This is a genomic window from Solihabitans fulvus (assembly GCF_008386585.1).
Taxonomy (GTDB): domain Bacteria; phylum Actinomycetota; class Actinomycetes; order Mycobacteriales; family Pseudonocardiaceae; genus Solihabitans; species Solihabitans fulvus.
This window is the reverse complement of record NZ_VUOB01000064.1, coordinates 54,284-80,304: the sequence shown is the minus strand read 5'-3', so window position 1 is coordinate 80,304 and position 26,021 is coordinate 54,284. Positions and strand designations below refer to the sequence as shown.

Sequence of the window (26,021 nt, the reverse complement as noted above, 5' to 3'; positions counted from 1 at the left end):
CCATCGTGTTAGGAGCTCTAAGCTCGCCGGGTGGCTACCGTGATCCTGCTCCGGCACGCTCGTTCGACCGCGAACGGCTCCGGCGTGCTCGCCGGACGGACGCCGGGGGTCGGGCTGGACGAGTCCGGGGTCGCCCAGGCCGCGGCCCTGGTGGACCGGCTGGCGAAGATCCCGCTGGCCGCGGTGGTGCGCTCGCCGCTCCAGCGCTGCGCCGAGACCGTCGCGCCGCTGCTGGCCGCCCGCGGCCTCGACGCGGTCGAGGTGCCGGATCTGTCCGAAGTGGACTACGGCGGCTGGACCAACCGGGAACTGGCCACCCTGGCCAAGGAACCGCTCTGGTCGGTCGTGCAGCAGCACCCGTCCGCGGCCGTCTTCCCTGAAGGGGAGGGGCTCGCGGCCGTGCAGGCGCGCGCGGTGGCCGCGATCCGCGCGCACGACGCGCGCGTCGCGGCCGAGCACGGCGCAGGGGCGGTGTGGGTGGCGTGCAGCCACGGCGACGTGATCAAGGCGGTGCTCGCCGACGCGCTCGGCGTACACCTGGACGGCTTCCAGCGAATCGTGGTCGACCCGTGCTCGGTGTCGGTGGTGCAGTACACCGAGACCCGGCCGTTCGTGCTGCGCGTCAACGACAACGGGGGAGACCTGTCCGGGGTCGTCCCGCCCAAGCCGAAGCCGGACGCCGCCGCGTCCTCCGACGCGGTGGTCGGCGGCACCGCGTGACCCGGACGGCCGCTGCGCCGTCCCGCTGATCCTCGGCAGGAGTTCGAGCTGGCCTCTGGCGCGCGTCGCCGAGGTGCGGTGGACTTCGAGTGATCACGCGCAGAGGATCACGCGGAGAGGGGAGCCATGCCGGACGACGCGGTGGTGGCTGCGCATCGGGAGCGGATGCGGGCCGTCGATCCGCTGCTGCCCGCGGTGCGCGCCTTGCCGGAGCCGGCGGCGGGCGAAGCGCTGCTGGTGGTTCCCGGCGGGGTCGGGCTCGCGCGCCGTTTCCTGATCGACCCGAACGACCTCGTGGCCACCTGGGGCGCGCTCGACCAACGTCGGCTGTTCGCGCGGGTGACCGACGCCGACGCGCTGGCCGCGCTGTTGGCCAGGTGGCGCGCGGAACTCGCCGGACCCGACCTGCCGCCGGGGCCGGACTCCTCGGCGATCGTCAGCTGGCCGAGCCGGGATGTGGCCATGACGAAACCACTTCGCGCGCACGGGTTGGTGCCGGACACGGTGATCGCGGTCCGCCCCCGCCCGCCGCCCGACCCCGCCCTCGCCGAGCGTCCCGGTGCGCAGGGCCGACCTCGCCGACCTCGACGCGGTCGTCGCGCTGCACCTGGCGGAAACCCGCTATGCCGAGCAGGTGAGCGGGACGGCGGAGCGAGCCAACACGGAAGCGTTGTTCCGCGAGGTGTGCGCGGCCGCCCTGGCCGTCGACCGGCCGTGGGTGTGGGTCGCCGAGCACGACGGCGAGGTGATCGGGGTGACCAGGATGGAGCCGCCGAGCGAGTCGTCCTGGTTCGCGCCGCTGGTCGCGGCGGCGCCCGCCGCCTACCTGTCCTGCCAGTCGGTCGCCGAGCGGCACCGGGGCGGGGGAGTGGGGGCCGCGTTGATCCGGCGCGCGCACGCCGCCGCCGACCGCGCGGGGGCCGCGGCCATCCTGTTGCACCACGCGGCTTTGAACCCGCTGTCGGCGCCGTTCTGGAACCGCTGCGGATACCGTCCACTGTGGACGAATTGGGAGTTGTCCCCGGCGCGTTGATCGGGGGAACGACGGCGGGTCCGGCCTGTGTGGAGGGTGAATCCGGCCGAACCCGCCGTCCTCATGGGGCGATCAGCAGGAGCCGGCGTCCTGCCATACCGCCCAGGAACCGGGCGCGTCCGGCTGGGCGCCGGTCGAGTACCAGGTGGAGTTCCACTTGTGCCCGTTGTAGGACACCGCGTCGCCCGGCTTGTAGGCGGTGCTCGCCGACCACGCGGCCAGGCCGCCGCAACCCGTCGGCGGTGGGGGAGGCGGGTTGCCGCCCGAGGTGATCAGCGTGAGGCCGTACGCGGCCAGGATCGGGTTCACCGGCTGGAAGTAGGTCGTGCCGCCGGAGGTGCAGTCGCCCGAACCGCCTGAGGTGACGCCCTGGGCCTGCTGGCCGGTCAGCCACGACCCGCCGGAGTCACCCGGCTCCGCGCAGGCGTTGGTCCTGGTCAGCGAGTTGACCGTGCCCTCGGGGTAGGTCACGCTCGCGTTCTGCTCCTGGACCGTGCCGCAGTGCCAGCCGCTGGTCGAGCCGGACCGGCACACCGAGGAGCCCACCGGGGACTCGGTGGAGCCCGCCACGGTGACCTCCCCGCCGCTGTAGTCGTTCACCACGCCGCGCGGCGTCCAGCTCGAGTTCACCGCGACCCAGGAGTAGTCGCGGCCGGGGAACGTCGAGGCCTGGAACGTGCCCTGCGCGGCCTGGTTGACGCCGGCGGTCGTCGAGCCCGGCGTGCCGCAGTGGCCAGCGGACACGAAGCCGCCGTTGACGGAGAAGCCGACCGAGCACCGCTCGTTTCCGTTGATGTAGTAGGCATCGCCGCCGCGCACGTCGTAGAGCGGGCGGGGCGACTCGGTCGACTCGACCAGCCGCACGCGCGTCGCCTCGACGCCGGCGGACGCGACGAACGCGCGCGCCGCGTCGATGGTGTCGTGGTGGTAGAGCACGACGACGCTGTTGGTGGTGACGTCGACGTGCCAGCCGGGCACCGACCTCGGCGCGGCCGAACCGTGCCGGTCGAGCTGCGCCTGGATGGAGTTCAGCTCGCGCAGGCTGTGCGAGACGAGGCGGGGTTCCGCCCCCGCCTGGCGAACCGTGGTCGCGGCGCCCTGGTCGGTGACCGCCACCACCAGATGGTCGGCGTTCGCTACGAGCCAGGATCCGCCGTAGCTCGCGTCGAGCGCGCCGGTGAGGGTCCGGTCGGTCGCGGCGGCGCGGACTTCCCTGGCGATTCGGTCGTGCGCCTGGCTCGCGGTCAGCCCGAGGTCCCGCTGCATTGCGGCGAGCATCTGCGGCGAGGCGGCTGCCCCGGCGCGGTCGAGGGTGGGGGTCGTGGTCAGCCCAGTCGTGCTGGCCGCCGCGGACACCGCCGGCGCGGTCAGCGCGGCGGCCACAACCGCGGTCAGGAAGGCCGCCCCGGTAAGGCGGGTGGCCAGTTTTCGGTTCATGGGTTGTCTCCCGGTCGTGTGCAGGGAACACCGGTTGTCATAGGTATAGACCAATGACTGGTCTGGACAAGCCACCACGTGGCGGCACAACGGAAGGCCATAGACCGAACGAATGCGGACAGCGGCGAGACGGGCATGGTCTGACCGACGCACCGATGAGATAGTCCACCGATGATCAGTTCGCGTCAGCTGGAGTACTTCCGCGCCGTCGCACGGGAGCTGCACTTCACCCGCGCCGCCGAGTCGCTCAACCTCGCGCAACCCGCGCTGTCGCAACAGATCCGCAAGCTGGAGCGGCAGCTCGGCCTGACGCTGTTCGAGCGGGACAACCACCGGGTCGCGATCACGCCAGCCGGCACGACGCTGCTCGAGCACGCCGAGCGGATCCTGTCCGACCTCGCGGCGGTCGAGGAGGAGATGCTCGGCTGGGCCGGCGGCACGCGCGGCCGGATCCGCCTCGGCAGCGCCAGGGGCTTGACCGTGCGGCTGGCCAGGCTGCTGACCGAGTTCTGCCGCGCCAACCCGGCGATCGAGGTGGAGCTGCGCGAGCTGACCACCGAGGAAAAGACGGCAGACCTGCACGCCGGCCGGCTCGACGCGGCGATCCTCGCGGCCTCTCGGCAGGCCGACGACAGTCGCCTCGCCTGCCTGCCGCTCGGCACGGAACCGTTGGTGCTCATCGCGTCCACGGAGGGTCCGCTGGCCGGCCGGCGTCGGCTGCGCGTCGCCGCGCTCGACGGGCTCGACCTGGTCTCCTATCCGCCCGGCGCCGTGGTGCGGGACATCGTCCTGGCGGCGCTGGCGACCGCGGGCGCCGCGCCACGGTTCCGCTTCGAGACCCGCGACTACGGCACGGCCCGCGCGCTGGCCAGCCTCGGGGTCGCCGCCGCCGTCGTGCCGCGCTCCGTCGCGGAGGAGCCGGGGCAGCCGGTGCGCGTGATCCGCCTCGACCCCGAGCCGGTCTGGACGCCGACGCTGGCCTGGTCCGCAGGCCGCCGCCCCGGCCCGGCGCTCGCCGCGTTCATCGAGTTCGTCGGCCGCCACCCCACGCTGGCCACCGGCCCCGGTGAGACGACAGACGACTGACCACCAGTCCGATGAGATCTTGGACAACTAAGACCGGCAGCGCCGAGGATTGCCCGGGAGCGCCGCCCAGGGCGCACCGAGGACAGGGGAGCCCGCCATGAACCGCCGCGATCGGGGCCGACGCGAGTTCGAGGGACTGATCGGCGCGCCGCCGGAGGACGCCCTCGCGGAGGTCCGCCTGCGGTCACCGCAGCTCTACGACACGGTGCTGGACAGTGCGGCATCGACCCTCGCGCACGCCGAACTCGGCCGCGCCGACCGGGAGATCGCCACCGTCGCGATCCTCGCCGCCATCGGGGGAGCCGAGGCGCAGCTCGCCAGGCACACCAAATCCGCGCTCGGCCAGGGCGTGTCACCGGCGGAACTGCGCGCGCTCTGCGAGCACGTCGCGCTCTACGCCGGCTTCCCTCGTGGGCTCAACGCGCTGGCCATGGTGGACCGGGCGCTGACCGACGCGGGCCTGCCGCGACCGCCGAGGACCAGCCAGGTCACGCTGGCCGACCACGAGACGCTGGTGGCTCAGCGGGGCGAGGCCGGTCCCGCCGTGCTGCTGGTGCACTCACTCGGGGTGGACTGGTGCATGTGGGAACCGGTGCTGGACCGGATCGCCGAGGGCCGCAGGGTGTTCGCCTACGACCTCCGCGGCCACGGTCACGCCGCCGGCGCGCCGACCCCGTTCACCATGGCCGACACGGCCCGCGACCTGGTCGGCGTCCTGGACGCCCTCGGCCTGGATCGGGCGCACGTCGTCGGCCTGTCCCTCGGCGGCGCGATCGCGCAGGCCGCCGCCGTCGCGTACCCGGAGCGCGTCGAGTCGCTGGCGCTGCTGGCCACCGTCGACGTGACCTTCCCCGAGGCCTTCGAGGCCAGGGCCGTCGCAGCGGAGGCCCACGGCATGCGGGCCATGGTCGCGTCGACGCTGACCCGCTGGTTCACCGCCGACGCGCTCGCGGAGAACGGCTGGGGCGTGCGGTACGCGCGCGAGCGCCTCCTGCGCTTCGACCCGGCCGACTGGGCCGCCATGTGGCGCGCCTACCGGACCCTGGACGTGCGGGGCAGGCTCGGCGAGTTCTCGGCGCCGACGCTGGTCCTGGCCGGCGGGGCCGACGCGGCGATCCGGCCGGAGGTGCTGTCCGACCTGGCCGGCCGCATCCCGGGAGCGAGGTTCCAGGAGCTGCCGGCCACCCCGCACATGCAGACGCTGGAGCGACCCGAGCTGGTGGCAGACGCGCTCAACGGGTTCCTGCCGGCCGCCGGCCGACCGTAGCCGCCGAACGGGTGCGGCGGCCCAGAACCCCGTTTCCTGCATATGCAGTTTGCTCGATGATTTCAGTGTTAACCGAAGTGAACCTCGGTTTGCCATACCGGCAACATCGCTTGTCAAACTCGCCGCGACGCGCACACAGTCCTCTGCGCACAGTCGTTGAGCGAGGGAGCGCGTGGTGGATACGAAGTACGACGTGGTGATCGTCGGCGGGGGAGCGGCCGGGCTCAGCGCGGCGGTGACGCTGAGCCGGTCGCGTCGCTCGGTGCTGGTGGTGGACGCGGGCGAGCCGCGCAACGCGCCGGCCGGGCACGTGCACAACTACCTGGCGCGCGAGGGCATGGCGCCAGGCGACCTGCTGGCCGAGGGACGCGCCGAGGTGACCGGCTACGGCGGCGAGCGCGTCGGCGCCCTGGCCACCTCGGCCGAGCGCGTCGGCGGCGAGGAGGGAGACCCGGCCTTCCGCGTCACGCTGGCCGACGGCCGAACGGTGCTGGCGCGGCGGCTGCTGGTGACCACCGGCCTGGTGGACGAGCTGCCCTGCCTCCCAGGGCTGGCCGAGCGGTGGGGCCGCGATGTCCTGCACTGCCCGTACTGCCACGGCTGGGAGGTGCGCGACCAGGCGATCGGCGTTCTAGCCACCGGCCCGTTCGCGGTGCACCAGGCGCTGTTGTTCCGGCAGCTGAGCGCGGACGTGGTGGTGTTCCAGCACACCGCGCCGGAGCTGGGCCGCGAGGACCGCGACCAGCTCGCCGCCATGGGCATCCCGCTCGTGTCCGGCGAGGTCGCGGCCGTGGAGACGACGGACGACCGGCTGACGGGTGTGTTGCTGCGCTCCGGCGAGCGCGTCGCACGGCAGGCCGTGGTGGTCGCGCCGAGGTTCACCGCCCGCACCGACCTGCTCCGCGGCCTCGGTGTCGAGCCGGTGGAGCAGCTGGTGGGCGGCCACGTGTTCGGCACCCACGTGCCGGCCGATCCCACCGGGGCCACGGCGGTTCCCGGGGTATGGGTGGCCGGCAACGTCACCGACCTCGGGGCCCAGGTGATCCTCGCCGCCGCGGCCGGGCTCAGGGCGGGCGCGGCCCTCAACGCCGACCTGGTCCAGGAAGAGGTGCGGCACGCCGTCGCCGAGCTCGACAACCGCCACGAGCCGTTCTCCGCCGAGGCCGAGCGGGAGGCCTGCGAGCTGGTGCTCGGCGACCGCCGCCACGGCGTCTGAGGCCAGACCTGCCCGCCAGTTCCTTTTTCCCTTTGACGACAAGGAGTTCTGTCGCATGTTCGACGAGCAGTACTGGGAGGAGCGTTACGGCTCCAGCACCGCGGTGTGGAGCGGGCGGCCCAATTCGCAGCTCGTGGCCGACGTCGCCGACCTCGCTCCGGGCACGGCGCTCGACGCCGGCTGCGGCGAGGGGGCCGACTCGATCTGGCTGGCCGTGCGCGGCTGGCGGGTGACGGCGGTCGACTTCGCCACGGCGGCCCTGCGGCGCGCCGAGGAGCACGCCGAGGCCTTCGACCAGGACGCCGCAGCGCGGATCAGCTGGGTGCGCAGGGACCTGCTGACCGCAGTGCCACCGGTCGAGGGGACCTTCGACCTGGTCTCCGCCCAGTTCATGCAGTTTCCGCCGGAGCAGCGCGGGCCGCTGTTCGCCGGGTTGGCCGTCTCGGTGGCGCCCGGTGGGACGCTGCTGATCGTGGGCCACCACCCGGTCGACCTGGAGACCACGAGCCATCGGCCGCCGGTGCCCGAGATGTTCTACTCGGCCGAGGAGATCGCGGACTCCCTCGATCCGGAGCGGTGGGAGATCCTGGCCGCCGACACGCGCCCGAGGCTCACCAACCACGCGGAGGGCAGGGAGACCACCATCCACGACGCCGTGTTGCGAGCCCGCAGGCGTCCCTGAGGGCGTCCCTGAGGGCGTTCCGGCGGGCCGTCGGTGCGATGCCGGGTCAGCCGAGGTCGGGGGAGGGGAGCGACTCGTCGTCGAGGCCCCAGGTGGCACCGTGCAGGAGTGTGCGCGGCCGGGTCGCCTGCTGCGGCGGCGTGCCCTTGACCGGCAGGTCGAAGGAGGGCTCCAGCCAGTTGGCGCGCTCCGGGGGAGCGGCCCGCTTCCTGGGGCGTCCGGCGTGGACGGTGGCGCGGACCCAATGGGCCTCGCCGGAGAACGGGGGAGCGGCCCGTCCTCGGGGTGTGTCGAGCTGCGCGCGAGACCAGGCCATGTCATAGGGACGTCCGGCGGCGGCGGATAGTTCCTGGTGGACCGGGGGAACCGATCCGCCGCCGGCCGCATCCGATCATGGTCGCCGCGTGCGGCGTGACCGTGGAGGGGAACGATGTCGGGCCATCCGGAGCTGCCCTCGCTTGACGCCATGCTCGCTGCGGCCGAGCCTGCCGAGCACGCCGATCGGGCGCCGTTGTCCCGGCGTCAGCGGAGCGAGCGGCAGGTGTTTCGGGCGCAGGACGAGTGGGCGCTGGTCGAGGTGGCGGTGGACGACGACGGCGAGGTGGTCGAGGTCGCCGTCAACGCCGCGTTGCTGGAGCAGGCGACCGCGACGGACCTGGCGGAATCGGTGCTCCAGGCCGCCCGCGCGGCGCAACAGAAGGCGCGCGGGCGGCCGGCCGCACCGACGAGGTAGGCGCCGTCTGGGGGTTTGTCAGCGGGCGAACTTCTCGATGGCGGCTGGGGTGACCGGGGTGAAGAAGTTGACGAGGTTGCCGTCGGGGTCGCGGAACAGGAGCGCGCGGTTGCCCCAGGGCATCGTGGTGGGTTCGTTGACGAAGTCCTCCACGAAGCCGGTCAGGTTCTGGTGCACGCTGTCCACGTCGTCGACGAGGAACTCGATGATGACGCTTCGGTTGTCGACCGGGTGGGCGGAGCCGGGCGCGAACAGAGGGACGGTGCGGGTGCTGCCGATCGCGAGGGTGGCCGAGGCGGTCCTGAGCTCGGCGAAGTCCTCGTTGGCCCAGTTCGCCGGCACCGAGGTGGCGCGCTCGTAGAAGTCGACGAGGCGGGCGACGTCGCCGGTGATGATGCGGATCGAGACGAAGTTCATGGGGTCTCTCCTGGTCGGTCAGTGCTGGTGACCGCACGCTAGGACGGATACCGGGCAGAATCCGCCCGGTATGCGAGGGAGACTTCTGGGCATGTCCCGACCCATTGCTCGCGTGCTCACCCTGTTGGAGCTCCTGCAATCGGGCGGCATCCGGACCGTGGCCGAACTCGCCGACCGGCTCGACGTGGACGAGCGCACGGTGCGGCGGTACGTCGACCACCTCGTCGACCTCGACGTGCCCGTCGAATCGGTGCGTGGCCGCTACGGCGGCTACCGGCTCGCCTCCGGTTACCGCATGCCTCCGCTCATGCTGAGCGACGACGAGGCGCTGGCTGTCCTGCTCGGCCTGGTCGCTGGGCGCCGGGCCGGCCTGCTGACGGCCGCGGGCGCGGCGGGCGAGACGGCGGCGGCGAAGATCCGGCGGGTGCTGCCCGAGCGGCTCGGTCGCCGACTCGACGCCGTGCTCGGTTCCATCGCCTTCACGGCTCCGGCCGGTCAGGCACCCGCTCCGGAGGCCGCGGTCCTGCTGTCGATCGCCGACGCGGTGAGCCATCACCGGCCGGTCTCGATCCGGTACACCGCCGCCGACGGCAGGCACAGCGAACGCACGCTGCACCCGCACGGGCTCGTTGCCCACTCGGGCAGGTGGTACGTGACGGGTGCCGATCCGGAGATCGGCGAACACCGGACGTTCCGGTTGGATCGCATCGCCAGTGCACGGACCCTGCCCGGGTCGTTCGCGCCGCCCGACGGACTCGACCCGGCGGAGCGGGTGCTGACGGGGCTCGCCAGCGCTCCGTACCGGCACGAGGTGACGCTGCGGGTCCAGGGGACTGCCGAGCAGATCCGCGCTCGGCTCCCCGCCGGCCTCGCGATCGTGGCGGAGTCGCCCTCGGTGAGCGGCGCGGACTCCGCGCCTTGGTCCCGCGTCGAACTGCGGGTGGAGCGGCTCGACTGGCTGCCCGCCGTGCTGGCGTCGCTGGACCTGCCGTTCGTCATCGAGCGACCGGACGAGCTCCGTGACCTCGTCGTGGCACTCGCCGGCCGACTCACCCGTTCGGCCCAGCGGAGTTCGCTCGGGTAGCGGGTTCGTGCATATGCAGTTATATCGATTACTTCAGTGTTGAATGAAGTTAATCCTTCACTCAGAAACGAGCCCGAACGCCGGGACACCGAGCTGACACCTGGACGTTGACTGAAAGCTGCCTGAGAACTCCGTGAAAGCGGGTAACCAGACGGCCTTCTGGTTCGTCTCCTAGGCATGAAGCGAATGCTGCTGGTGTCTGTGGCGCTGGCCGGGGCTGCCGCCGTCGGCGTGACAGCCACGGTGGTGATGGCGTCGACCTCGGGGCCCTCGGCCGTGGCACAGCAGGTCGCGTCTCAGTCCACCGCCAGCAGTCCGCCCACCACCACGACGACCACGACCACGACGACCACCGAGTCGAGCACGCCGACCGTGCCGCCGACCACGACCACCACGGTGCCCGTTCCGACGCTCTCGCCCGCCGACCAGGCCGCCGCCGCGGCGCGGGTGCAGCAGGCCGTGCGGGCCGTGGTGCCCGACGCCGGCGTCGGGCTCGAGGTGTTCGACCGGCAGACCGGTGCGGTGGTGACGAGCCTCGGCGCCGACCAGCAGTTCGCCTCGATGTCGGTGGTGAAGCTGCTGATCGCGTTGGACGTGCTGGACAGCGGGAGTTGGGTGGTGCCCGACGAGGCGACGCAGGCGCAGTTGCACCAGATGCTCTCGGCCAGCGACGACGGGATCGCGGACGGCCTGTGGGACGCGGACGGCGGTCCGGCGATCATCACGCGGATGGCGAGCCTGATGGGGCTGACGGGGACGCAGCCGCCGGCCGACCCGGGGGAGTGGGGCGACACGCAGATCACCGCCCAGGACGTGGTCGCGGTGTACCGGTACATCACCGACCAGCTGGCGCCGGCCGACCGCGACCTGATCCTGGGCGCGCTGTCGGGGGCGCAGCAGACCGCGGCTGACGGCACGGACCAGTTCTTCGGTATTCCCAACGGCCTGCCGCACGCGACGTGGGCGATCAAGCAGGGGTGGGGCACCAGCGGTTCGGTGGCGGCGTTCAACACGACCGGGCTGGTGGGGGCGGGTTCGCGGTACGCGGTGGCGCTGCTCGTGTCGGACGCGTCGGATTCCTACGGCTCGATGCCGGAGGCGGTCACCGCGGGGATCGGCGCGTTGACGAGTGTGCTCTCGCCGCTGTCCTAGCTTCCCTGAACTTCCCTATCGTTCCGTAACATGAGGATGTTTGAGGCATGTTACGGTAGTTCGCATGCAACAGGAGTTGTTCACGGCGGATGAGGTCGCCGACCGGTTGGGCCTGCACGTGCGGACGGTGCGCGGCTACGTCAGGGACGGGCGGTTGAAGGCCGTCCGCATCGGCAAGCAGTACCGCATCGCCCGCGCGGACCTGGAGGCGTTCACCGGGCAGCCCGTCGAGCCCGCCGCCCGGGACTCGGTCGTGCGCCATCGCCATGTCGAGGTGTCGAGCTTCGTGGAGATCGACGCGATCAGTCCCGATGAGGCCAATCGGGTGAGCCTGCTGCTGACCACCGCGACGGCCCATCGCCGCGAGGGCGACCAGCAGTTGCGCATCGAGACGATCTACGACAAGCAGCGCGCCCACCTGAAGATCGTCGTGCTCGGCGGCCTGGCCACGAGCGCCTCCGTCTTCGGTCTGATCGGCGCCGTCGTCGAGGAGGGGGAAGCGTGAGCGGGATCTATCGATCCGAGGAGGGGGCCCGGCTGCTGCGCGAGCGCTATCTGCGGGGGCTGGAGTACTGGCCGGTGGACAGCGAGCAGGTGCGGGTGCCGACTGCGGAGGGCGAGACGTTCGTGATCGTGTCCGGTCCCGTCGACGCGCCGCCGCTGGTGCTGCTGCACGGTTCCGGCTCGAACTCGGCGCAGTGGGTGGACCGGGTCGCGGGTCTCGCGGAGCGGTTCCGGGTGTATGCCGTGGATGTGATCGGCGAGCCGGGGTTGAGCGCGCCGTCGCGGCCGCCGTTCGAGTCCGACAGGTACGCGGTGTGGCTGGGTGCGGTGCTGGACTTCTTCGGGTTGGACCGGGTGTCGGTGCTGGCGATGTCCCTCGGCGGTTGGTTGGCGTTGGACTTCGCCACGCGGTCGCCGGGCAGGGTGGCGCGGCTGGTGTTGGTGTGCCCGACCGGGGTGGGTAGGCAGAAGAAGGGGTTTCTGCTCAAGGCGATGGTGTTGGGCCTGTTGGGTGGCTGGGGTAGGCGCGCGACGGTGCGAGGGGTCCTCGGTCCTGCCGTGTCGACGTTGGGGCCGGCGGCCGAGGCGATGGTTGTCGAGCAGGTGCTGCTCGTGTCGAGGAACCTCCGGTACCGCTCCGGTGATCTTCCGGTGTTCGGGGATGACGCGTTGCGGCGGTTGACCATGCCGGTCGCGGTGTTCGTTGGGCAGTTGGACGTGATGCTGGATTCGGCGGTGACCAAGCGCCGGTTCGAGGCGGTCGTGCCGCACGCGGTGGTGCGGATGTTGCCGGGGGTCGGTCATTTCGTGCCGGCGCAGGCGGCTGCCGAGTTGGAGTTCCTGACGGGTGCGGATCGTGTTGGTTGACGGTCCGCGGTGAGCCGGGCGTCGGAGCTGGGTGGAGTGTTCGCGGAACGGATGGTCGGGATTCCGGCCGGGGAGATCGTGCTGCGGGACGAGGGCACTCGGTCGAGTTGGCCGGTGGAAGTCAAGGCTTTCCGGTTGGCGCCCGTTCCGGTGACCGGTGAGTTCTACCGCGCCGTCATGGGTGCGGTGCCGTCGAGTTCTGCGGGGCCGGGGACGCCGGTGACGGAGGTGTCGTGGTTGGCGGCGGTCCGATTCTGCAACGTGCTGTCGGACGCGGCGGGGTTGGCGCGCTGTTACTCGCTCGGCGTGGATCCGGACGGGTTGGACGTGGTGTGTGACTGGTCGGCCGGGGGTTGGCGGTTGCCGTCGGAGGCGGAGTGGGAGTACGCGTGCCGGGCGGGGGACTCCGGTGTTCGGTACGGGGAGTTGGCGGAGATCGGGTGGTATCGCGGGAACTCCGGCGGCGCGGTGCGCGAAGTGGGGACGAGGGCGCCGAACGCGTGGGGTCTGCACGACATGATCGGCAACGTGTGGGAGTGGTGCTGGGACCTGTACGACCCGAGGGTTTACGGCGCGTACCGGGTGTTTCGCGGTGGTGGCGCGTATGACGTGCCTCGGAGCTGTCGGGCGTCGTGTCGGCGCAGGAGTCATCCGTCTTTGCGGATCGACGACCTCGGGTTCCGGCTCGCTCGGTCGGGATGAGTCCCGGGTCGCCGCGTGTGTTGCTGGGGGCCAGCCGGTATTCGCGGTGGCGTCCGGCTGATCAGGCGCCGGGCGTCGGCCAGGGCGCGGTAGATTCTGGCGAGGCCGGGTTTGCGTTTGCCGATGGGGATGTGGGGTGCGGTCAAGGTAACCCCAAAAGCCGCCATGAGTTGATCATTGACTGACGTTTCGGCTGGTCCGGGTAAGTATCGGAGCGCGATTGCCGGTCACGTAGTGGCTGCCGCGGTGACTTGGTCGCGGAGCATGCGCAGCACGGTGGCCGGGGACGGGTGCTGGCCCTTCTTCTCACGTTCCATCCCGGACAGAGCGGCAGGGACTGGCGGAGGGCCCGGGCGCGGTCCGCCTGTCCGTGCACGCGAGTTCGGATATCGACACGCGCAGTCGCCGCGCGGACGGATTCTCGGAAATGACCTTCATGAGAAGGCAGATCGCTCCGGTTCGTCCCCCACGGATGGCTGATCCCGGTCGCGTCGCCTGCTGCTTGGGATGACGATGTCAACGACGAGCTGGGAGCGCGTTCGCCGGGCCGGTACGGGGCCCGTGTTCGCGCTTCTGTCGATCGGCAGTCGAGCCAACGTCTGGAGTCGGCCGGGGACCGGGTGCGCGTTGCTAGATGATCGTGAGAAGGGGTCAGTCGTATGACGGAATCTGAGATCAGCGGCAGCGGGACTGACCGCCGGCGGTTGATGAAGGGCGCGGCGGTCACCGCTGCGGCCACCGGGGCCGGCGCCCTGGCTCCGGGAGCGGTGGAGAGCTCCTTGACGCCGGAAGAAGCGATGCCGGGCGCCGGGGAGCCGGACGGCGTCGAGCGCAGCGGCTGATCCGGCCGAGGAACGGTCAGACGCTGGCCCGAGCGGCTGCCCTCGGTCGTCAGGAGCCCGATCCTCGAGGTGGCACGTCGCCTGCGGGCCGCGGCGGTGGCTCTTGTAGAACTTCTCCAGCAGCGGCAGGTAGTTGTGGCCTTGTGGCCGTGATGCGCCGCCACCACCTCGTGCGCCGCTGAGAGCCGCTCGATCCCACCCGCGTCCGCGAGCGTCTTGAGCGCAGCCGCCCGGCCCGCTCGGCCACCACCACCGCCGGTTCCGATGTGGCACGCCGCCCTCGGCCGGTGCGGTGGCCTCCCGCGCGCCGGCCAGGACGTCGCCGAACACGTCCAGCCACACCTCGGTCGGGCCGAGCTCGTCGAGCGCCTGAAGGTGAGCCAGGCGCAGCTTGAACTTCCCCCAGCACGGGTTTTGCTACACCGAGCTGATCACCTTGCTGCCCGAGGGTTTCGGAGTACATCTGCCCGACCAGCAGCTTTGGGCGCTCATTGCCCGTTTCGCTCGTATCCCGGCTGGCCCTCTTGCTGGGGCACGTGTCCGGCTTCGGGCACGGGGTTGAGTGCGGTGCGTGTCGCGGTGAACTGGGTGGCGTAGTCGACGCCGGTGACGGTGGGTGGCGCGGTGCGGACGCGGCTGAGCAGGCCGGTGCCGAGTCCGGCCATTCTGGCGACGTCCTCGGCGAGGGCTTCGCGGTCGGTTGGCCAGGGGAAGTCGGGTTGGGAGATCTGGAGAGTGACGCAGCCGTGCACGGCTGACCACATCTGGAGGGCGAGTTGTGCTGGGTCGCCTTCGAGGATGCCTGCGTCGACGCAGGGGCGGACGGCGTCGACGAGGTAGTGGAAGCAGGCGTCGGCCGCGGCCTTTTCCGAGCGGGTGTCGCCGGGGGTTGGTGGTCGCATCATGAGGAGTCGGTACTGCACGGGGTGGTCGAGGCCGAAGAGGATGTAGGCGGTGCCGGTGCGGCGGAGTGCGTGGTAGGGGTCGGTGACGTCGGCGGTGGCTTCGCGCATGCGGGCGCCGAGTCCTTCCCAGACGCGGAGGCAGACGGCGCCGACGAGGGCTTGTTTGTCGGTGAAGTGCAGGTAGACCGAGGGTGTGGTGACGTGGGCGCGGGCGGCGACGGCGCGGAGGGTGAGGGTGGTGTCGTCGCCGGTTTCGAGGAGGAGTTGTTCGGCGACCCGCAGGATGTCCTCGCGGAGGAGGTCGCCGTCGCCCGGTCGGGCTCGTCTGCGTCGCGCGGGTGCGTTCACGGAGTTAGTTGACACTGGTAACTTGACGGTGTCAACTTGGCGCGTGGCGCGGGCGGATGGTCCGTTCCGGCCGGACTGAGCTGGGGGTTTGCCGGTGAGTGAGCGCAAGAGTCCGATGGCGTTGTTGGACGGTTTGCAGTTGATGCAGTCCATTCACGCGCAGAGCGTGTCGGTGGGTATCGGCGCGGTGTTGGGCATGGCGTTCGACGAGGTGGAGGACGGTCGGGTGGCGATCGTGTTGAGCACCCGTCCGGAGTTGGCCAATCCGTTGGGGACGTTGCACGGGGGTGTGGCGGCCACGATGTTGGACTCGGCGATGGGGTGTGCGGTGCACACGACGTTGGCGGCGGGGGTGGGGTACACGTCGTTGGATCTGGCGGTGAAGTTCCTGCGGCCGGGGCCGTTGGACGGTACGGTGGTGCGCGCGGAGGGCCGGGTGGTGCATCGGGGCCGTCAGGTCGTCACGGGTGAGGGGACGTTGACCGACGCGCGGGGCCGGTTGTTGGCGACGGCGACCACGACGTGTCTGGTGTTGCCGCCCGGGCGGGGCTAGCCACAGGGGCCTGGGTGCGTTGTTCGGTGCGGTTTGTAGATTTCCCGCCATGGACACGGAACGGGACTGGTCGCCGGAGATCGGCGTGCTGGTCGGGCAGCTCACTGATCGCTATGTTTTTCCCGACGTCGCCGAGCGGATCTGCCAGGTGTTGACGCGGCGGTTGGCCGAGGGCGCCTATCGGGGTGTCTCCGACGACGAGGGTTTCGCACGGGTGGTCACCGAGGATCTCCAGTCGGTCAACGGGGACAAGCACCTGCGCCTGCTGCACAGCGTGGCGGAGATTCCCGAGCAGGACGCGCCGGAGCTGCACGACATGGCCGCGCAGCGGCGGGAGGCGGCGCTGGCAGGGCACGGGTTCGCCCGGGTCGAGCGACTGCCGGGCAACGTGGCGCTGTTGGACGTGCGCAGGCTGTTCTCGCCGTCGGTGTCGGGGCCCGCGGCGGTGGCGGCGATGAACCTGGTGGCCGACGCGGACGTGCTGCTGGTGGACCTGCGTCGCAACAGCGGCGGCGATCCGGACATGGTGGCGCTGTTGTGCAGCTACCTGTTCGACGAGGAGACGCACCTCAACGACCTGTACTTCAGGCCGAGCGACAGCACGAAGCAGTTCTGGACGCTGCCGTACGTGCCCGGCGCGCGGTTCGGCGGCGACAAGCCGGTGTACGTGGTCACCAGCTCGTCGACGTTCTCGGGCGGGGAGGAGCTGAGCTACAACCTGCGTGAGCTGGGGCGGGCGACGCTGGTCGGCGAGGTCACCAGGGGTGGCGCGCATCCCGGCGGGCGTTACCGGGTGGCCGCGCACCTGAAGTCCGCGGTGCCGTCGGGGCGGGCGATCAACCCGGTGTCGGGCACCAACTGGGAGGCCGTCGGTGTGCGGCCGCATGTCGAGGTGCCGGCGGAGCGGGCGTTGGACACGGCCTACGGGTTGGCGTTGCGGGACGTGCTCGGCCTCGGCGCGGAGGGGGAGCGTCGGGTGGTGGCGGAGGAGGCCCGGTTGGCGCTGAAGGAGTTGGGCTGATCGGCTGCGGCCGGATCAGGCGGGGTGGTCGTCGAGCCAGGACCGTAGGAGGAGGTCGCCGATGGAGTCGGTCCTGGCCAGTGGGCGGCGGGTGGCGCGGTCGCGGAGTTCGGCCGGGGTGAACCAGCGGGCGTCGAGGAGTTCGACGCCGTCCACGGCGGTGGTGTCGGTGAGCGCGGTGGCGCGGAAGCCGACCATGAGCCCGGCGGGGAAGGGCCAGGCCTGGGACGCCTGGTAGGCGACGGCGCCGATGCGCACGCCTGCCTCCTCGGCGGCCTCGCGGCGGACGGCGTCCTCGAGGTTCTCGCCGATCTCGACGAAGCCGGCGAGGGTGGAGTAGCTGTCCTCGTCGCTGCCGTGGTGCCGGCCGAGGAGGCAGCGTGCCGGCGCCGCGGCGGTGGCGGGCGCCTGGATGACCATGATGACGGCGGGTTCGATGCGGGGGAACAGGAGTTTCTCGCAGTCGGGGTTCCGGCAGGCGCGCAGGTGGCCGCCGTCGCGGACGTCGGTGTCGGTGCCGCAGGCGCCGCAGAACTGTTGGTTGCGGTGCCAGTGGGTGATGCCCCTGGCGTAGGCGATGGTGGCGGCGTCGGCGGGGGCGAGGTCGTTGACGACGGCGCGGAGGTCGTGGGTGTCGGTGGCTCCGGTGTGGTCCAGGGCCGCGGGTTCGGTGAGGTGGGACAGGTCGGCGGCGAAGATCGCGGTGGTGTCGCGCAGGCCGAGGAACACCGGGGTGGTGTCGGGCAGTGCCGGGGCGGGCAGCGTGACGGGCCGGCCGTGGCGGGTGAGGCAGCGGTCGCGCCACAGGGGGATGACGGTGCTGTCGGGTCGGGCGAGGGCGTCGGCGATCCAGGCGGGGTCGGTGCGCAGGGCGGCGGCGCGGTCGAGGTGGCCGCCGGTGTAGGCGAGGGCGTGCTCAGTCATGGGTGGTGGGGTTTCCGTGTGGGTTGGTGGGGCGTTCGAAGACGGTGTCCAGGACGACGATGGTCTGGGTGCCGCTGACGCCGGGGATGTCGTAGAGGCGGCGGAGGACGGCCTGGAGTTCGGTGTTGTCGGCGGTGCGGACCTTGACGAGCAGGGAGGCGCTGCCGGCGACGATGTGGGCTTCCTCGACCCAGGGCAGGGCGCGTAGCCGGGTGGCGGTGTCGTCGTCGCCGATCCAGGTGTCGGCGCTGAGCAGGACGTAGGCGAGGGTGGGTCGGCCCAGTGCCGTGGGGTCGACGTCGATGGTGGTGCGGCGAATGACGCCGGTGTCGCGGAGTTTGCGGACGCGGTCGTGGGTCGCGGCGGAGGACAGGCCGATGCCGCCGGCGAGGGTGGTGTAGCTGAGGGTCGCGTCGTGTTGCAGGAGCGCGAGGAGCGCGCGGTCGGTGTCGTCCATGGGCGGCCTGCCTGGTTCGGTGCGTCCGATCGTGGTCGGGTCAGATCGAACTGTAGCCGGACGGAGTTCGGCGTTGTGGCGTTTCGAGTGAACAGGGTCCGGGTCAGGCGTGCTGGAGGGCGGCGCGCAGCGCGGCGGGGCTGGCCGGCAGCAGGGGGAGTCGCACGGCGGGGCTGGGAAGGTGGCCCTGTGCGTGCAGGACGGCCTTGATGACGGCCGGGTTGGGTTCGGCGAACAGGGCGGTGGACAGCGCGGCGAGGCGGTGGCCGGTGGCGCGGGCGGTGGGCAGGTCGCCGGTGCGCCAGGCGGTGGCGAGGTCGACGAAGTCGCGGGTGCGCAGGTGCGCGGAGGCGAGGATGCCGCCCGCCGCGCCGATGGCCAGCAGCGGCGAGAGGTAGGCGTCGTCGCCGGCGAGGACGGCGAAGTCGGCGGGCGGGTCGGCGAGCAGGGTGATGGTGTCCTGGTCGATGCCGCCGACGGCGTGCTTGACGCCGACGATGGCTGGCAGGGCGGCGAGGTGGCGCAGGGTGGCGGCGGTGATGGTCTGGCCGGTGCGGTAGGGGACGTTGTAGATCACGATGGGCACGGGGCTGTGCTTGGCGAGGTGGGTGAAGTGGGCGATGACGCCTGCCTCGGCCGGGCGGTTGAAGTAGGGGACGGGGACGAGCGCGGCAGTGGCCCTGGGCCAGCGGGTGAGGGCGCGCAGGGCGTCGGCGGTGGCGTGGGTGTCGTTGCTGCCGGCCCCGACGGTGAGGGTGGCGGCGCGGTCGCGGCAGACGTCGGCGCAGATGTCGAGGACGGTGTGGCGTTCGGTGTCGGTGAGGGTGGCGGTCTCGGCGGTGGTGCCGAGGGCGACCAGGCCGGTGGCGCCGTCGTCCAGGACGCGGTTGGCGAGCGCGGCCAGGGCGTCGGGGTCGATGGCGCCGTCGGCGGTCATGGGGGTGATGAGGGGGACGTGGATGCCGTGCAGGCCGGGGGTCATGGCCCAAGCCTCACCGGCCGCCATCGGGTAGGTCCAGTTCAGGTTTGTTGGGTTATTCGTAAGCTGTGCTGATGCTGGATGTGCGGAAGCTGCGGTTGCTGCGGGAGTTGGCGCGCCGGGGCACGATCGCGGCGGTGGCCGAGGCGCTGGCGTACACGGCGTCGGCGGTGTCCCAACAGCTGTCGGCGCTGGAGCGGGAGGCCGGCGTCGCGCTGCTGGCGCGGTCGGGTCGGGGCGTGGTGTTGACGCCGGCCGGGCTGGTCCTGGTCGAGCACGCCGAGGACGTGTTGGCGGTCCTGGAACGGGCGTCGGCCGCGGTGGCCGAGGCGGGCGGCGGGCTGGCCGGGCCGCTGCGGATCGGGGCGTTCCCCACCGCGGCGCGCACGATCCTGCCTGCGGCGTTGGTGGAGTTGGCCCGCCGGCATCCTGGCCTGGAGCTGCGGGTGGACGAGGTCGACCCGGCGGAGGTGCCCGACGCGGTGCGGGGCGGGGAGCTGGATGTGGCGTTGGTGCACGACTACGACTTCGTGCCGCAGCAACGGGACCCCGGGCTGGACAGCGAGCCGCTGCTGACCGAGGCGATGTTCCTGGCGTCGGCGCGCCCGCCCGAGGTCGGCGTCGATCCGATCGGCTGGTGCCGGGACCTGCCGTGGATCCTCGGCCGCCCCGACACGCTGTGCCACCTGGTGGCGGTGCGGGCCTGTCAGGTCGCCGGGTTCACGCCGCGCGTGCGGCACCACGCCGACGACTTCGGCACGGTGCTGGCGCTGGTGGCCGCCGGCCTCGGGGTGGCGATGGTGCCGGAACTAGGTGTGGGCGACCCGCCGGAGGGTGTGGTGCTGACGCGGCTGCCGGTGCACCGGCGCACCCAGGCGGCCTACCGGGCCGGGGCGGGCGGGCATCCCGCGGTCGCGGCGTGCGTGGCGGCGCTGCGCTCGTCGGTGGCGGCACGCCAGAGCAGCCACGCATCACCGTCGGCGCGCTCCCGCTGAACGTCAGCTCGGCGCTGACGTGTCGGCCAGCGCCGACACGTCACCGACCTAGGGTCGACATCATGAGCGACTCCGACCCGACCGTGACCGGACACGCCGAGGTGCGCGCGGTGCTCGCCGACGAGCATTTCGTTGTGCCCCAAGCGGAACCGGCCGACACCGAGGCGACCCTGGCGTGGCTGCGGGCCACCGTGTCGCGGTTCTGTGAAGGCCCGGCGCACACCCGGCGGCGCGCGCTCGCGACGGCCGAACTGGCCGGTGTCGACGCGGTCGCGCTGCGGGACCGGGCCCGCGACCTGGCGCTGCGGGAGCTGGCTGGGCCGCGGCCGGTGGACGTGATGGCGCGGGTGGCGCGGCGGGTCCCGGTCGGGGTGCTGTGCGCGACGCTCGGGATCACCGACGCCGACATGGACCGCGCGGTGCGGAGCGTCGCGGCGGTCGCCGCCGCCTACCACCCCGGGGCCGACGCGGCGGCCAGGTCCCGTGCCGACGACGGGATCGCGGCGCTGGTGGGACTGCTCGGCCCCGCCGAACCGGAGGCCGTAGCCGCCCGCATCGGGCTGCTGGTGCAGGCCTGCGACGCGACGGCGGGCCTGGTCGGCAACGCCGTGGCGCACGCGCTGCGCGCGGGTCCCGCCGCGCGCGGCTGGCCGGTGGCCGGTGTGCTCGCCGAGACGCTGCGCCTTGACCCGCCGGTGCGCGCCACCCGCAGGGTCAGCGTGGCCGGCGCGCGCCTCGCGAGTGTCGACCTCGCGCCGGGCACGGTGGTGCTGCTGGACTTCGCCGCGGCCAACCGCGACCCGGCCGTGTTCGCCGACCCGGACCGGTTCGACCCCGAGCGCGGCGAGCCGCCGCACCTGACGTTCGGCCACGGCCCCCGCCGCTGCCCCGGCGCCGACCACGCGCTGGAGCTGGCCGCCGGGGTCCTCGACGCGGTGCTGCCCGGCCGCGACCTGGTCGAGACCGACCTCGCCTACGAGCCGTCGGCGAACCTGCGGGTGCCGGCCCGTCTGCTGGTGACCGCGCGATGACGGAACCGACCAGGACGGAACCGACCGAGACCGCTCCGACCGAGACCGCTCCGACCGAGACCGCTCCGACCGGAACGAGGGCGATGATGAGCGACGCCGAGCGTTTCGCCGGCCTGCACGTCCCCGGCGCGCCGCTGGTGCTGCCCAACGCCTGGGACCACGCCTCCGCTGCGGCGCTGGCCGCCCACGGGTTCGCCGCCGTCGGCACCACCAGCCTGGGTGTCGCCGCCGCCAGCGGCAAACCCGACGGCACCGGAGCCACCCGCGCGGAGACCCTCGCGTTGGCGCACGGCATCACTGCGCTGCCGTGCCTGGTGACCGTCGACGTGGAGGGCGGTTTCAGCGACGACCCGGCGCGGGTCGCCGACCTCGCCGCCGAACTGGCCGGCTACGGCGTGGTCGGCATCAACCTCGAGGACGGCCGCGCCGACGGATCGCTCGTGCCGGCCGGGCGCCACGCCAGGGTGATCGCGGCGATCCGCGACCGCGTGCCCGGCCTGTTCGTCAACGCCCGCACCGACACCTACTGGCTGCGGGCCGCCGAGCAGGAGTCGGTCGCGGAGACGCTGCGGCGGGCCAGGGTCTATGTCGAGGCCGGCGCGGACGGCGTGTTCGTGCCCGGCCTGCCCGACGACGCGGCGATCGCGGCCGTGGCCGAGTCGGTGCGGGCGCCGCTGAACGTGCTGTACGCGCCGGGCCGACACAGCCGCGCGCGGCTCGCGGAGCTGGGCGTGGCGCGGATCAGCACCGGTTCGCTGCTGTTCCGGGCCGCCCTGCACGCCGTGGTGAGCGTCGCCGCCGAGCTGTCGGACGCGGTGCCCGACGCCGAGCCGACCATCCCGACCTACCAGCGCGTGCAGGACATCATGGCCACGGTGGATACCGGCCGCGCGCGCTGACCCCGTGCCCCGCCCGCCGGTGGCGGGAGCGGCGGGCGGGCACGGGTGTCGCGGTCGCCACAGGCGGCCCGGAATCACCGCCCAGTGGTGCCGGCGGCACGGCGTCCATGCCAAGGTCGGCCTGTGCCCAAGCATGTCCTCCGCCGGTCGGCGGCCCAGCGCCTGCGGATCGCCGCTGCGCTGACCGCCGTGGCCACCACGGGTGTGGTGGTCGTGCTGGTGGTGTCGCGGGGCGGGGGCACGCCGACGACGGGCCGCTCCCTGCCGCGCGCGGGCCCCGACACGTGCGTCAACCAGGTCGTCCTGTATTTGCGGACCGACCAGGGCATGCGCGACGCCGCCGCCGCGCTGGCCGGCGAACCGAGGGTGGTGTCGCTGGCCACGCTCACCAAACAGGAGGGATACGTGCGGTTCCGCGACCTCTACCGCGACGATCCCGACCTCCTCGCGGCGGCCACCCCGGCGACCGTGCCGGCGTCGCTGTGGCTGGTGCCGGCCGCCGGCGTGGACCGCCGCGCCCTGGCCGACGAGCTGGGCGCACGGTTCCAGGTCGACCCGCGCGACCGGCGGGTCCGCGACTGCCCCGAGCCCGCCGCGACCTCCAGCGGCCCGTCGACCCCGCACTCCTAGCGGCCTACACCCCGGTCGTCGCCGCTCACACCGGTTCCGTCCCCGGGGCCGGGGTCCGCCGCGACACCGGGCGGCGCACCGCGAGGTAGGCGAGCAACCCCAGCGGCGCCAACAGGATCGTCAGCACCATCAGCGGCGCCATGACCAGCGGGTGGATGTCGCGACGCCGGCTGTCCAGGTACAGGAACCGGCCGACGAACAGGTCGAAGGCGATGAAGTGCGCCCAGGCGATCGCCGCGCCGGTGCCAGAGCCCAGCAGCGTCCGTATCCCGTCGAACTGAGGATGGGTCACGGCCGGCAGAACCGTCGCCAGGTCGGGCAGGACCAGCACCGCGTAGATCACCAGCGGCGGCAGCACGATCAGCGGCGAGGCCGCCACGCGCCGCGTCCACGACCACGTCGGCGCGAGGATCAACAGCGCCCAGAACGGCAGCGCGGCCAGGAACGTCACGCCGAACAGCGACTCGGCCATCACGACACCTCCACTACGTCGGCCGGCAGCGCGGCAGGGACGACAACCCTGGCACGCAGCGCCGCGACGGCGGCCCCAGCGGTCCCGACCACCAGCAGCGCCGCCGCGCCGAACAGTGACTCGGCCATCAGGACACCTCGATCATGGCGGCCGGCAGCGTGGCCGGGACGACCACCCTGGTGCGCAGCGCCGCGGCGGCGGCCGCGGCGGTCCCGGCCAGCAGCAGCGCCGCCACGCCGAGGGTCCAGCCGTCGGGGTGGACCAGCGACTGGCCGCGCAGCGCCTGCCAGGTCACCAGCGCCACCGCACCCGCGTAGCCGGCGGCGGAGGTCACCACCAGCCGCAGCCGCACCTCCTCGCGGCGCAGTGGCGCGAACCGGCCGCCGCGTCGCGCCAGGGCCCGCAGCAGCACCGCGAGCAGCGGCAGCGCCTGGAGGGCGTGTATGCCGAAGAAGTGCGGGATCCGCAGGTCCCCGCTCGTGGTGCTCCATCCCGTGACGGGCATGCCGGGTCCGCCGTCGGCCGCGCCAACGGTGTGCGCGCCGATCGCGTCGTGGACGCCGCGCGCGAAGCCGGCGCGCTGCCCCGGTGTCGGCCCCACCATCAGGAAGGCGAGGCCCAGCCCGATCAGGGCGATCACCAGACCGAGCCGCGCGGCGGCGGTGTCGGCGCGGTCGCCGAGGCGCTGCCGCCACACCAGGGCGGCGATGACCGCCGTGCACAGCCACACCACGCCGATGGAGGCGCCCATGATCTGGAACAGGGCGCTGTCGAAGGCGGTCGCGACGTTGAAGTGGCTCGCCCTGCCCCGGAACACCTGGGTCAGCAGGAGCACGAACTCGACGACGATGAAGACGCTGACGGCGGTGCCCATCCACCAGCCGAGCCTGCGGTGCCTGGTCTGGCGGGCCAGCAGCCACGCCAGCGACACCGCGTAGATCGCGACGGACACCCCGAACTTGAACGGCTTGAGCCAGACCGGCGCGCCGGTCACGACGCGGTCGTCCACGGCGAGCCCGACGACCGACATCGCGGCCTGGAGGACTGCGAAAGTGAACAGCACCAGCAGCGGCCGGTGCCGGAGCAGGGCCTGGCGCAGCGAGACGTCGTGCGTGACGTCGTGTTGTGTCATGGCAGGAAGCCTCGCGCCGGGCCTGCGCCGGGGCCTCCTCGTCACGGCCCGACCCGGCGGCCTCGGGGAGGACGCTTCTCCTTCCCAGGGAGGAGATCACCGGCCGGGACGCGGGTTACCGTGCTGTCGTGCCCATCGAGTGGATCAGCAGGGTCGCGCGCGTCCGGTTCGGGGTGGTGCGCGTGCTGCTGCCGTTCCTGTGCGTGAGCGGCTACCTGCTGCTGCTGACCGACCGCACGACGCTGACGTGGGTGGACTGGTCGCTGGCGCTGGCCTCCGCCGGCGCCGGCGCGCTGGGCGGCCTGTTCCCGCTGTCGGTGGCGTTGACGCAGGTGGTGCTGTTCGCCGGGCCGTCGAGGTTCGCGCACGACTCCGTCTCGGTGAAGGTCATGGTGACCGCGGCGATGCTGGAGGTCGCCGCGCGGCGCTGGGGCACGCCAACGGTGGTCGCCTCGGCGGCGCTGACCGTCGGGTTCCTGGTCACCCACTTCGCGACGCTTCCGGCGACCGCGCCGATGATGCTGTTCCAGATGGTGTGGATGGTCGGCGCGCCGGTGCTGGTCGGCGCCTACCTGAACTCGCAGGCGCAACTGGTCCGCCAGGCCCAGGAACGCGCGGCGGAGGCCAAACGGCAGGCACGGCTGGCCGAGCGGACCTCCATCGCGCGGGAGATCCACGACCTGGTCGCCCACCACGTCGCGTCGATGGTCCTGCGCGTCGGCGTCGCCCAACACGTGCTGCCCGACCTCGAGCCCGAGGTGGCGCGGGTGTTGCAGGACGTGCACACCAGCGGCACGGCCGCGCTGGCCGACCTGCGGCGCCTGATCGGGGTGCTACGCAACCCGTCGGTGGCCCAGGACGACCTCGGGTCGCTGCTGGTGGAGCCCGCGACGCTGCCGGCGTCGCTGCGGGCCGTCGTCGAGCGGGGCCGCGGCGCCGGCGTCGAGGTCGTCGACTCGATCGACCCCGCGGTCGCCGGGCTCGACGCGGTGCGCGGCCTCGCGGTGCTGCGGCTGGTGCAGGAGGGCCTGACCAACGTCGGCAAGCACGCCGGTCCCAGCGCGCGGGCGCGGCTGGTGGTGCGGTTGGGCGAGGACGGCGCGGCCAGCGTGGAGATCCGCGACGAGGGCGGCGCCGAACGCGCGCCAGCGGGCGACCGCGTCGGCCACGGCCTGGTCGGCATGCGGGAGCGGGTGGAGCTGGTCGGCGGCCGGTTCGAGGCGGGCCCGGACGGGTCGGGCTGGCGGCTGGCCGCGACGCTGCCCGCCGTCGCGGGCCGACCGTGATCCGGGTGCTGCTGGTGGACGACCAGCAGCTGGTGCGGGCGGGCCTGCGGATGCTGTGCGACTCGGCGGCGGATCTTGAGGTGGTGGGGGAGGCCGCGAACGGCGTTGACGCGGTCCGGTTGGCCGAGCGGCTGCGCCCCGACGTGGTGCTGATGGACCTGCGGATGCCGGGCATGGACGGGATGACCGCCACCCAGCGGATCATGGCGGCCCGGCCCACGACGCGGGTCGTGGTGCTGACGACCTTCGACGACGACGACCACGTGTACCCGGCGCTGGCCGCGGGCGCGTGCGGGTTCCTGGCCAAGGACATGGCCCCGGCGGAGCTGCTGCGCGCGGTGCGCGGCGTCGTGGACGGGGAGAGCCCGTTCGCGCCTGCGGTGCTGCGGCGCCTGGTGGACCGCGCGGTCGCCGCGCGCGTCGAGCCCGCCGCCGCGACACCGGTGCCCGCCGAGCTGACGGGCCGGGAACGCGAGGTGCTGGCGCTGATCGGCGACGGGCTGTCCAACACCGAGATCGCCGACCGCCTGCACCTGGGGGTGACGACGGTGAAGACGCACGTGTCGAACCTGATGGCCAAGACCGCGAGCCCGAACCGGGTGCGGCTGGCGGTCCTGGCCGTCCGCGCCGGCCTGTGTGGCTAGAGC

Annotated in this window: 32 protein-coding genes; 21 read left to right on the top strand and 11 right to left on the bottom strand. The window is 72.8% G+C overall.

The annotated features are described in order from the left end of the window. Positions 1–30: 30 nt before the first annotated feature. On the top strand, positions 31–720 hold the full coding sequence (locus F0L68_RS31860; protein ID WP_149853566.1) for a histidine phosphatase family protein: 690 nt from the start codon (positions 31–33) through the stop codon (positions 718–720). Positions 721–827: 107 nt separating this feature from the next. On the opposite strand, the gene F0L68_RS31855 is transcribed toward F0L68_RS31860, so the two are convergent. Continuing rightward, positions 828–1,184 carry a hypothetical protein gene (locus tag F0L68_RS31855; RefSeq protein WP_149853565.1) on the bottom strand — a complete coding sequence of 119 codons (357 nt, stop codon included), beginning with the start codon at positions 1,182–1,184 and terminating at the stop codon, positions 828–830. A 95-nt stretch (positions 1,185–1,279) separates the two neighbouring features. On the opposite strand from F0L68_RS31855, the gene F0L68_RS31850 reads away from it, so the two are divergent. After that, positions 1,280–1,753: a GNAT family N-acetyltransferase gene (locus F0L68_RS31850; protein WP_149853564.1), complete on the top strand. Its 474-nt coding sequence runs from the start codon at positions 1,280–1,282 to the stop codon at positions 1,751–1,753. Positions 1,754–1,825: 72 nt separating this feature from the next. Here F0L68_RS31850 and F0L68_RS31845 read toward each other — a convergent pair whose 3' ends face one another. After that, complete coding sequence (locus F0L68_RS31845; RefSeq protein ID WP_149853563.1) at positions 1,826–3,190, bottom strand: alpha-lytic protease prodomain-containing protein; 1,365 nt, start codon at positions 3,188–3,190, stop codon at positions 1,826–1,828. A gap of 171 nt (positions 3,191–3,361) precedes the next feature. Between F0L68_RS31845 and F0L68_RS31840 the strand changes: the two genes are divergently transcribed. From F0L68_RS31840 to F0L68_RS31825, 4 genes are all read left to right on the top strand, one after another. Beyond that, complete coding sequence (locus F0L68_RS31840) at positions 3,362–4,276, top strand: LysR family transcriptional regulator (RefSeq protein ID WP_149853562.1); 915 nt, start codon at positions 3,362–3,364, stop codon at positions 4,274–4,276. A gap of 97 nt (positions 4,277–4,373) precedes the next feature. Then, complete coding sequence (locus F0L68_RS31835) at positions 4,374–5,543, top strand: alpha/beta hydrolase (protein ID WP_149853561.1); 1,170 nt, start codon at positions 4,374–4,376, stop codon at positions 5,541–5,543. Between the two features lie 175 nt (positions 5,544–5,718). Then, positions 5,719–6,759 (top strand): NAD(P)/FAD-dependent oxidoreductase, encoded by a 1,041-nt coding sequence (locus tag F0L68_RS31830; protein ID WP_149853560.1) that lies wholly within the window; start codon positions 5,719–5,721, stop codon positions 6,757–6,759. Between the two features lie 55 nt (positions 6,760–6,814). Beyond that, positions 6,815–7,441: an SAM-dependent methyltransferase gene (locus tag F0L68_RS31825; RefSeq protein WP_149853559.1), complete on the top strand. Its 627-nt coding sequence runs from the start codon at positions 6,815–6,817 to the stop codon at positions 7,439–7,441. 46 nt (positions 7,442–7,487) lie between these two features. Here F0L68_RS31825 and F0L68_RS31820 read toward each other — a convergent pair whose 3' ends face one another. After that, the gene (locus tag F0L68_RS31820) at positions 7,488–7,757 is read right to left on the bottom strand and encodes a hypothetical protein (protein WP_149853558.1); all 270 of its coding nucleotides are present in this window, start codon (positions 7,755–7,757) and stop codon (positions 7,488–7,490) included. Positions 7,758–7,871: 114 nt separating this feature from the next. Here F0L68_RS31820 and F0L68_RS31815 point away from each other — a divergent pair, with 114 nt between their 5' ends. Next, complete coding sequence (locus tag F0L68_RS31815; protein WP_188316933.1) at positions 7,872–8,174, top strand: YbaB/EbfC family nucleoid-associated protein; 303 nt, start codon at positions 7,872–7,874, stop codon at positions 8,172–8,174. Positions 8,175–8,192: 18 nt separating this feature from the next. Here the strand turns inward: F0L68_RS31815 and F0L68_RS31810 are convergent, their stop codons facing one another. Next, a complete protein-coding gene (locus F0L68_RS31810) occupies positions 8,193–8,591 on the bottom strand; it encodes a VOC family protein (protein ID WP_149853557.1) in 399 nt (132 codons plus the stop codon). A 91-nt stretch (positions 8,592–8,682) separates the two neighbouring features. On the opposite strand from F0L68_RS31810, the gene F0L68_RS31805 reads away from it, so the two are divergent. From F0L68_RS31805 to F0L68_RS31780, 6 genes are all read left to right on the top strand, one after another. Next, positions 8,683–9,675: a helix-turn-helix transcriptional regulator gene (locus F0L68_RS31805; RefSeq protein ID WP_149853556.1), complete on the top strand. Its 993-nt coding sequence runs from the start codon at positions 8,683–8,685 to the stop codon at positions 9,673–9,675. A 177-nt stretch (positions 9,676–9,852) separates the two neighbouring features. Then, positions 9,853–10,827, top strand: coding sequence for a serine hydrolase (locus F0L68_RS31800; RefSeq protein ID WP_223199309.1), 975 nt, complete (start codon positions 9,853–9,855; stop codon positions 10,825–10,827). Positions 10,828–10,891: 64 nt separating this feature from the next. Then, positions 10,892–11,332 (top strand): helix-turn-helix domain-containing protein, encoded by a 441-nt coding sequence (locus F0L68_RS31795; protein WP_149853555.1) that lies wholly within the window; start codon positions 10,892–10,894, stop codon positions 11,330–11,332. Further along, the gene (locus F0L68_RS31790) at positions 11,329–12,198 is read left to right on the top strand and encodes an alpha/beta fold hydrolase (RefSeq protein WP_149853554.1); all 870 of its coding nucleotides are present in this window, start codon (positions 11,329–11,331) and stop codon (positions 12,196–12,198) included. The genes F0L68_RS31795 and F0L68_RS31790 overlap by 4 nt, the downstream gene beginning before the upstream one ends. Positions 12,199–12,249: 51 nt before the next feature. Beyond that, positions 12,250–12,900, top strand: a complete 651-nt coding sequence (locus F0L68_RS31785; protein WP_149853659.1) for a formylglycine-generating enzyme family protein — start codon at positions 12,250–12,252, stop codon at positions 12,898–12,900. Positions 12,901–13,559: 659 nt separating this feature from the next. Next, a complete protein-coding gene (locus F0L68_RS31780) occupies positions 13,560–13,742 on the top strand; it encodes a twin-arginine translocation signal domain-containing protein (protein WP_149853553.1) in 183 nt (60 codons plus the stop codon). Positions 13,743–14,230: 488 nt separating this feature from the next. Here F0L68_RS31780 and F0L68_RS31770 read toward each other — a convergent pair whose 3' ends face one another. Continuing rightward, on the bottom strand, positions 14,231–14,995 hold the full coding sequence (locus tag F0L68_RS31770; protein WP_223199308.1) for a TetR/AcrR family transcriptional regulator: 765 nt from the start codon (positions 14,993–14,995) through the stop codon (positions 14,231–14,233). Between the two features lie 94 nt (positions 14,996–15,089). Between F0L68_RS31770 and F0L68_RS31765 the strand changes: the two genes are divergently transcribed. Both F0L68_RS31765 and F0L68_RS44635 read left to right on the top strand, forming a co-directional pair. Continuing rightward, a complete protein-coding gene (locus F0L68_RS31765; protein ID WP_223199307.1) occupies positions 15,090–15,548 on the top strand; it encodes a PaaI family thioesterase in 459 nt (152 codons plus the stop codon). A gap of 49 nt (positions 15,549–15,597) precedes the next feature. Further along, on the top strand, positions 15,598–16,569 hold the full coding sequence (locus tag F0L68_RS44635) for a S41 family peptidase (protein ID WP_149853550.1): 972 nt from the start codon (positions 15,598–15,600) through the stop codon (positions 16,567–16,569). 15 nt (positions 16,570–16,584) lie between these two features. Here the strand turns inward: F0L68_RS44635 and nudC are convergent, their stop codons facing one another. From nudC to dapA, 3 genes are all read right to left on the bottom strand, one after another. Beyond that, positions 16,585–17,493: an NAD(+) diphosphatase gene (gene nudC, locus F0L68_RS31755; protein ID WP_149853549.1), complete on the bottom strand. Its 909-nt coding sequence runs from the start codon at positions 17,491–17,493 to the stop codon at positions 16,585–16,587. Continuing rightward, complete coding sequence (locus F0L68_RS31750; protein WP_149853548.1) at positions 17,486–17,950, bottom strand: Lrp/AsnC family transcriptional regulator; 465 nt, start codon at positions 17,948–17,950, stop codon at positions 17,486–17,488. Before F0L68_RS31750 ends, nudC begins: the two co-directional genes overlap by 8 nt. Before the next feature lie 103 nt (positions 17,951–18,053). Beyond that, on the bottom strand, positions 18,054–18,932 hold the full coding sequence (gene dapA / locus F0L68_RS31745; protein WP_149853547.1) for a 4-hydroxy-tetrahydrodipicolinate synthase: 879 nt from the start codon (positions 18,930–18,932) through the stop codon (positions 18,054–18,056). A 71-nt stretch (positions 18,933–19,003) separates the two neighbouring features. Here dapA and F0L68_RS31740 point away from each other — a divergent pair, with 71 nt between their 5' ends. The 4 genes from F0L68_RS31740 (at position 19,004) to F0L68_RS31725 (ending at position 22,484) form a co-directional block, all read left to right on the top strand. Then, positions 19,004–19,924, top strand: coding sequence for a LysR family transcriptional regulator (locus F0L68_RS31740; RefSeq protein WP_149853546.1), 921 nt, complete (start codon positions 19,004–19,006; stop codon positions 19,922–19,924). Positions 19,925–19,986: 62 nt separating this feature from the next. Beyond that, complete coding sequence (locus F0L68_RS31735) at positions 19,987–20,955, top strand: cytochrome P450 (protein ID WP_149853545.1); 969 nt, start codon at positions 19,987–19,989, stop codon at positions 20,953–20,955. 86 nt (positions 20,956–21,041) lie between these two features. Next, the gene (locus F0L68_RS31730) at positions 21,042–21,854 is read left to right on the top strand and encodes an isocitrate lyase/PEP mutase family protein (RefSeq protein WP_149853658.1); all 813 of its coding nucleotides are present in this window, start codon (positions 21,042–21,044) and stop codon (positions 21,852–21,854) included. A 123-nt stretch (positions 21,855–21,977) separates the two neighbouring features. Beyond that, on the top strand, positions 21,978–22,484 hold the full coding sequence (locus F0L68_RS31725; RefSeq protein WP_149853544.1) for a hypothetical protein: 507 nt from the start codon (positions 21,978–21,980) through the stop codon (positions 22,482–22,484). A gap of 25 nt (positions 22,485–22,509) precedes the next feature. Here F0L68_RS31725 and F0L68_RS31720 read toward each other — a convergent pair whose 3' ends face one another. Genes F0L68_RS31720 through F0L68_RS31715 form a run of 3 tightly spaced genes read right to left on the bottom strand, consistent with a single transcriptional unit; the run spans position 22,510 to position 24,088 of the window. After that, positions 22,510–22,956, bottom strand: coding sequence for an ABA4-like family protein (locus F0L68_RS31720; RefSeq protein WP_149853543.1), 447 nt, complete (start codon positions 22,954–22,956; stop codon positions 22,510–22,512). Beyond that, the gene (locus F0L68_RS44630) at positions 22,956–23,084 is read right to left on the bottom strand and encodes a hypothetical protein (protein ID WP_276313912.1); all 129 of its coding nucleotides are present in this window, start codon (positions 23,082–23,084) and stop codon (positions 22,956–22,958) included. The genes F0L68_RS31720 and F0L68_RS44630 overlap by 1 nt, the downstream gene beginning before the upstream one ends. After that, positions 23,084–24,088 (bottom strand): hypothetical protein, encoded by a 1,005-nt coding sequence (locus tag F0L68_RS31715; RefSeq protein ID WP_149853542.1) that lies wholly within the window; start codon positions 24,086–24,088, stop codon positions 23,084–23,086. Before F0L68_RS31715 ends, F0L68_RS44630 begins: the two co-directional genes overlap by 1 nt. A gap of 128 nt (positions 24,089–24,216) precedes the next feature. On the opposite strand from F0L68_RS31715, the gene F0L68_RS31710 reads away from it, so the two are divergent. Next, positions 24,217–25,374: a sensor histidine kinase gene (locus F0L68_RS31710; protein ID WP_223199306.1), complete on the top strand. Its 1,158-nt coding sequence runs from the start codon at positions 24,217–24,219 to the stop codon at positions 25,372–25,374. Further along, positions 25,371–26,018: a response regulator gene (locus F0L68_RS31705; protein WP_149853541.1), complete on the top strand. Its 648-nt coding sequence runs from the start codon at positions 25,371–25,373 to the stop codon at positions 26,016–26,018. Before F0L68_RS31710 ends, F0L68_RS31705 begins: the two co-directional genes overlap by 4 nt. Positions 26,019–26,021: the final 3 nt, after the last annotated feature.

Coding starts and splice junctions, on each gene's coding strand:
- F0L68_RS31735 (WP_149853545.1), top strand. CDS start 19,987: ATGAGCGACTCCGACCCGACCGTGACCGGACACGCCGAGGTGCGCGCG.
- nudC (WP_149853549.1), bottom strand. CDS start 17,493: ATGACTGAGCACGCCCTCGCCTACACCGGCGGCCACCTCGACCGCGCC.
- F0L68_RS31785 (WP_149853659.1), top strand. CDS start 12,250: ATGGTCGGGATTCCGGCCGGGGAGATCGTGCTGCGGGACGAGGGCACT.
- F0L68_RS31855 (WP_149853565.1), bottom strand. CDS start 1,184: ATGGCCACATCCCGGCTCGGCCAGCTGACGATCGCCGAGGAGTCCGGC.
- dapA (WP_149853547.1), bottom strand. CDS start 18,932: ATGACCCCCGGCCTGCACGGCATCCACGTCCCCCTCATCACCCCCATG.
- F0L68_RS31840 (WP_149853562.1), top strand. CDS start 3,362: ATGATCAGTTCGCGTCAGCTGGAGTACTTCCGCGCCGTCGCACGGGAG.
- F0L68_RS31815 (WP_188316933.1), top strand. CDS start 7,872: ATGTCGGGCCATCCGGAGCTGCCCTCGCTTGACGCCATGCTCGCTGCG.
- F0L68_RS31750 (WP_149853548.1), bottom strand. CDS start 17,950: ATGGACGACACCGACCGCGCGCTCCTCGCGCTCCTGCAACACGACGCG.
- F0L68_RS31780 (WP_149853553.1), top strand. CDS start 13,560: ATGACGGAATCTGAGATCAGCGGCAGCGGGACTGACCGCCGGCGGTTG.
- F0L68_RS44635 (WP_149853550.1), top strand. CDS start 15,598: ATGGACACGGAACGGGACTGGTCGCCGGAGATCGGCGTGCTGGTCGGG.
- F0L68_RS31730 (WP_149853658.1), top strand. CDS start 21,042: ATGAGCGACGCCGAGCGTTTCGCCGGCCTGCACGTCCCCGGCGCGCCG.
- F0L68_RS31720 (WP_149853543.1), bottom strand. CDS start 22,956: ATGGCCGAGTCGCTGTTCGGCGTGACGTTCCTGGCCGCGCTGCCGTTC.
- F0L68_RS31835 (WP_149853561.1), top strand. CDS start 4,374: ATGAACCGCCGCGATCGGGGCCGACGCGAGTTCGAGGGACTGATCGGC.
- F0L68_RS31740 (WP_149853546.1), top strand. CDS start 19,004: ATGCTGGATGTGCGGAAGCTGCGGTTGCTGCGGGAGTTGGCGCGCCGG.
- F0L68_RS31825 (WP_149853559.1), top strand. CDS start 6,815: ATGTTCGACGAGCAGTACTGGGAGGAGCGTTACGGCTCCAGCACCGCG.
- F0L68_RS31800 (WP_223199309.1), top strand. CDS start 9,853: ATGAAGCGAATGCTGCTGGTGTCTGTGGCGCTGGCCGGGGCTGCCGCC.
- F0L68_RS31820 (WP_149853558.1), bottom strand. CDS start 7,757: ATGGCCTGGTCTCGCGCGCAGCTCGACACACCCCGAGGACGGGCCGCT.
- F0L68_RS31715 (WP_149853542.1), bottom strand. CDS start 24,088: ATGACACAACACGACGTCACGCACGACGTCTCGCTGCGCCAGGCCCTG.
- F0L68_RS31795 (WP_149853555.1), top strand. CDS start 10,892: ATGCAACAGGAGTTGTTCACGGCGGATGAGGTCGCCGACCGGTTGGGC.
- F0L68_RS31805 (WP_149853556.1), top strand. CDS start 8,683: ATGTCCCGACCCATTGCTCGCGTGCTCACCCTGTTGGAGCTCCTGCAA.
- F0L68_RS44630 (WP_276313912.1), bottom strand. CDS start 23,084: ATGGCCGAGTCACTGTTCGGCGCGGCGGCGCTGCTGGTGGTCGGGACC.
- F0L68_RS31845 (WP_149853563.1), bottom strand. CDS start 3,190: ATGAACCGAAAACTGGCCACCCGCCTTACCGGGGCGGCCTTCCTGACC.
- F0L68_RS31810 (WP_149853557.1), bottom strand. CDS start 8,591: ATGAACTTCGTCTCGATCCGCATCATCACCGGCGACGTCGCCCGCCTC.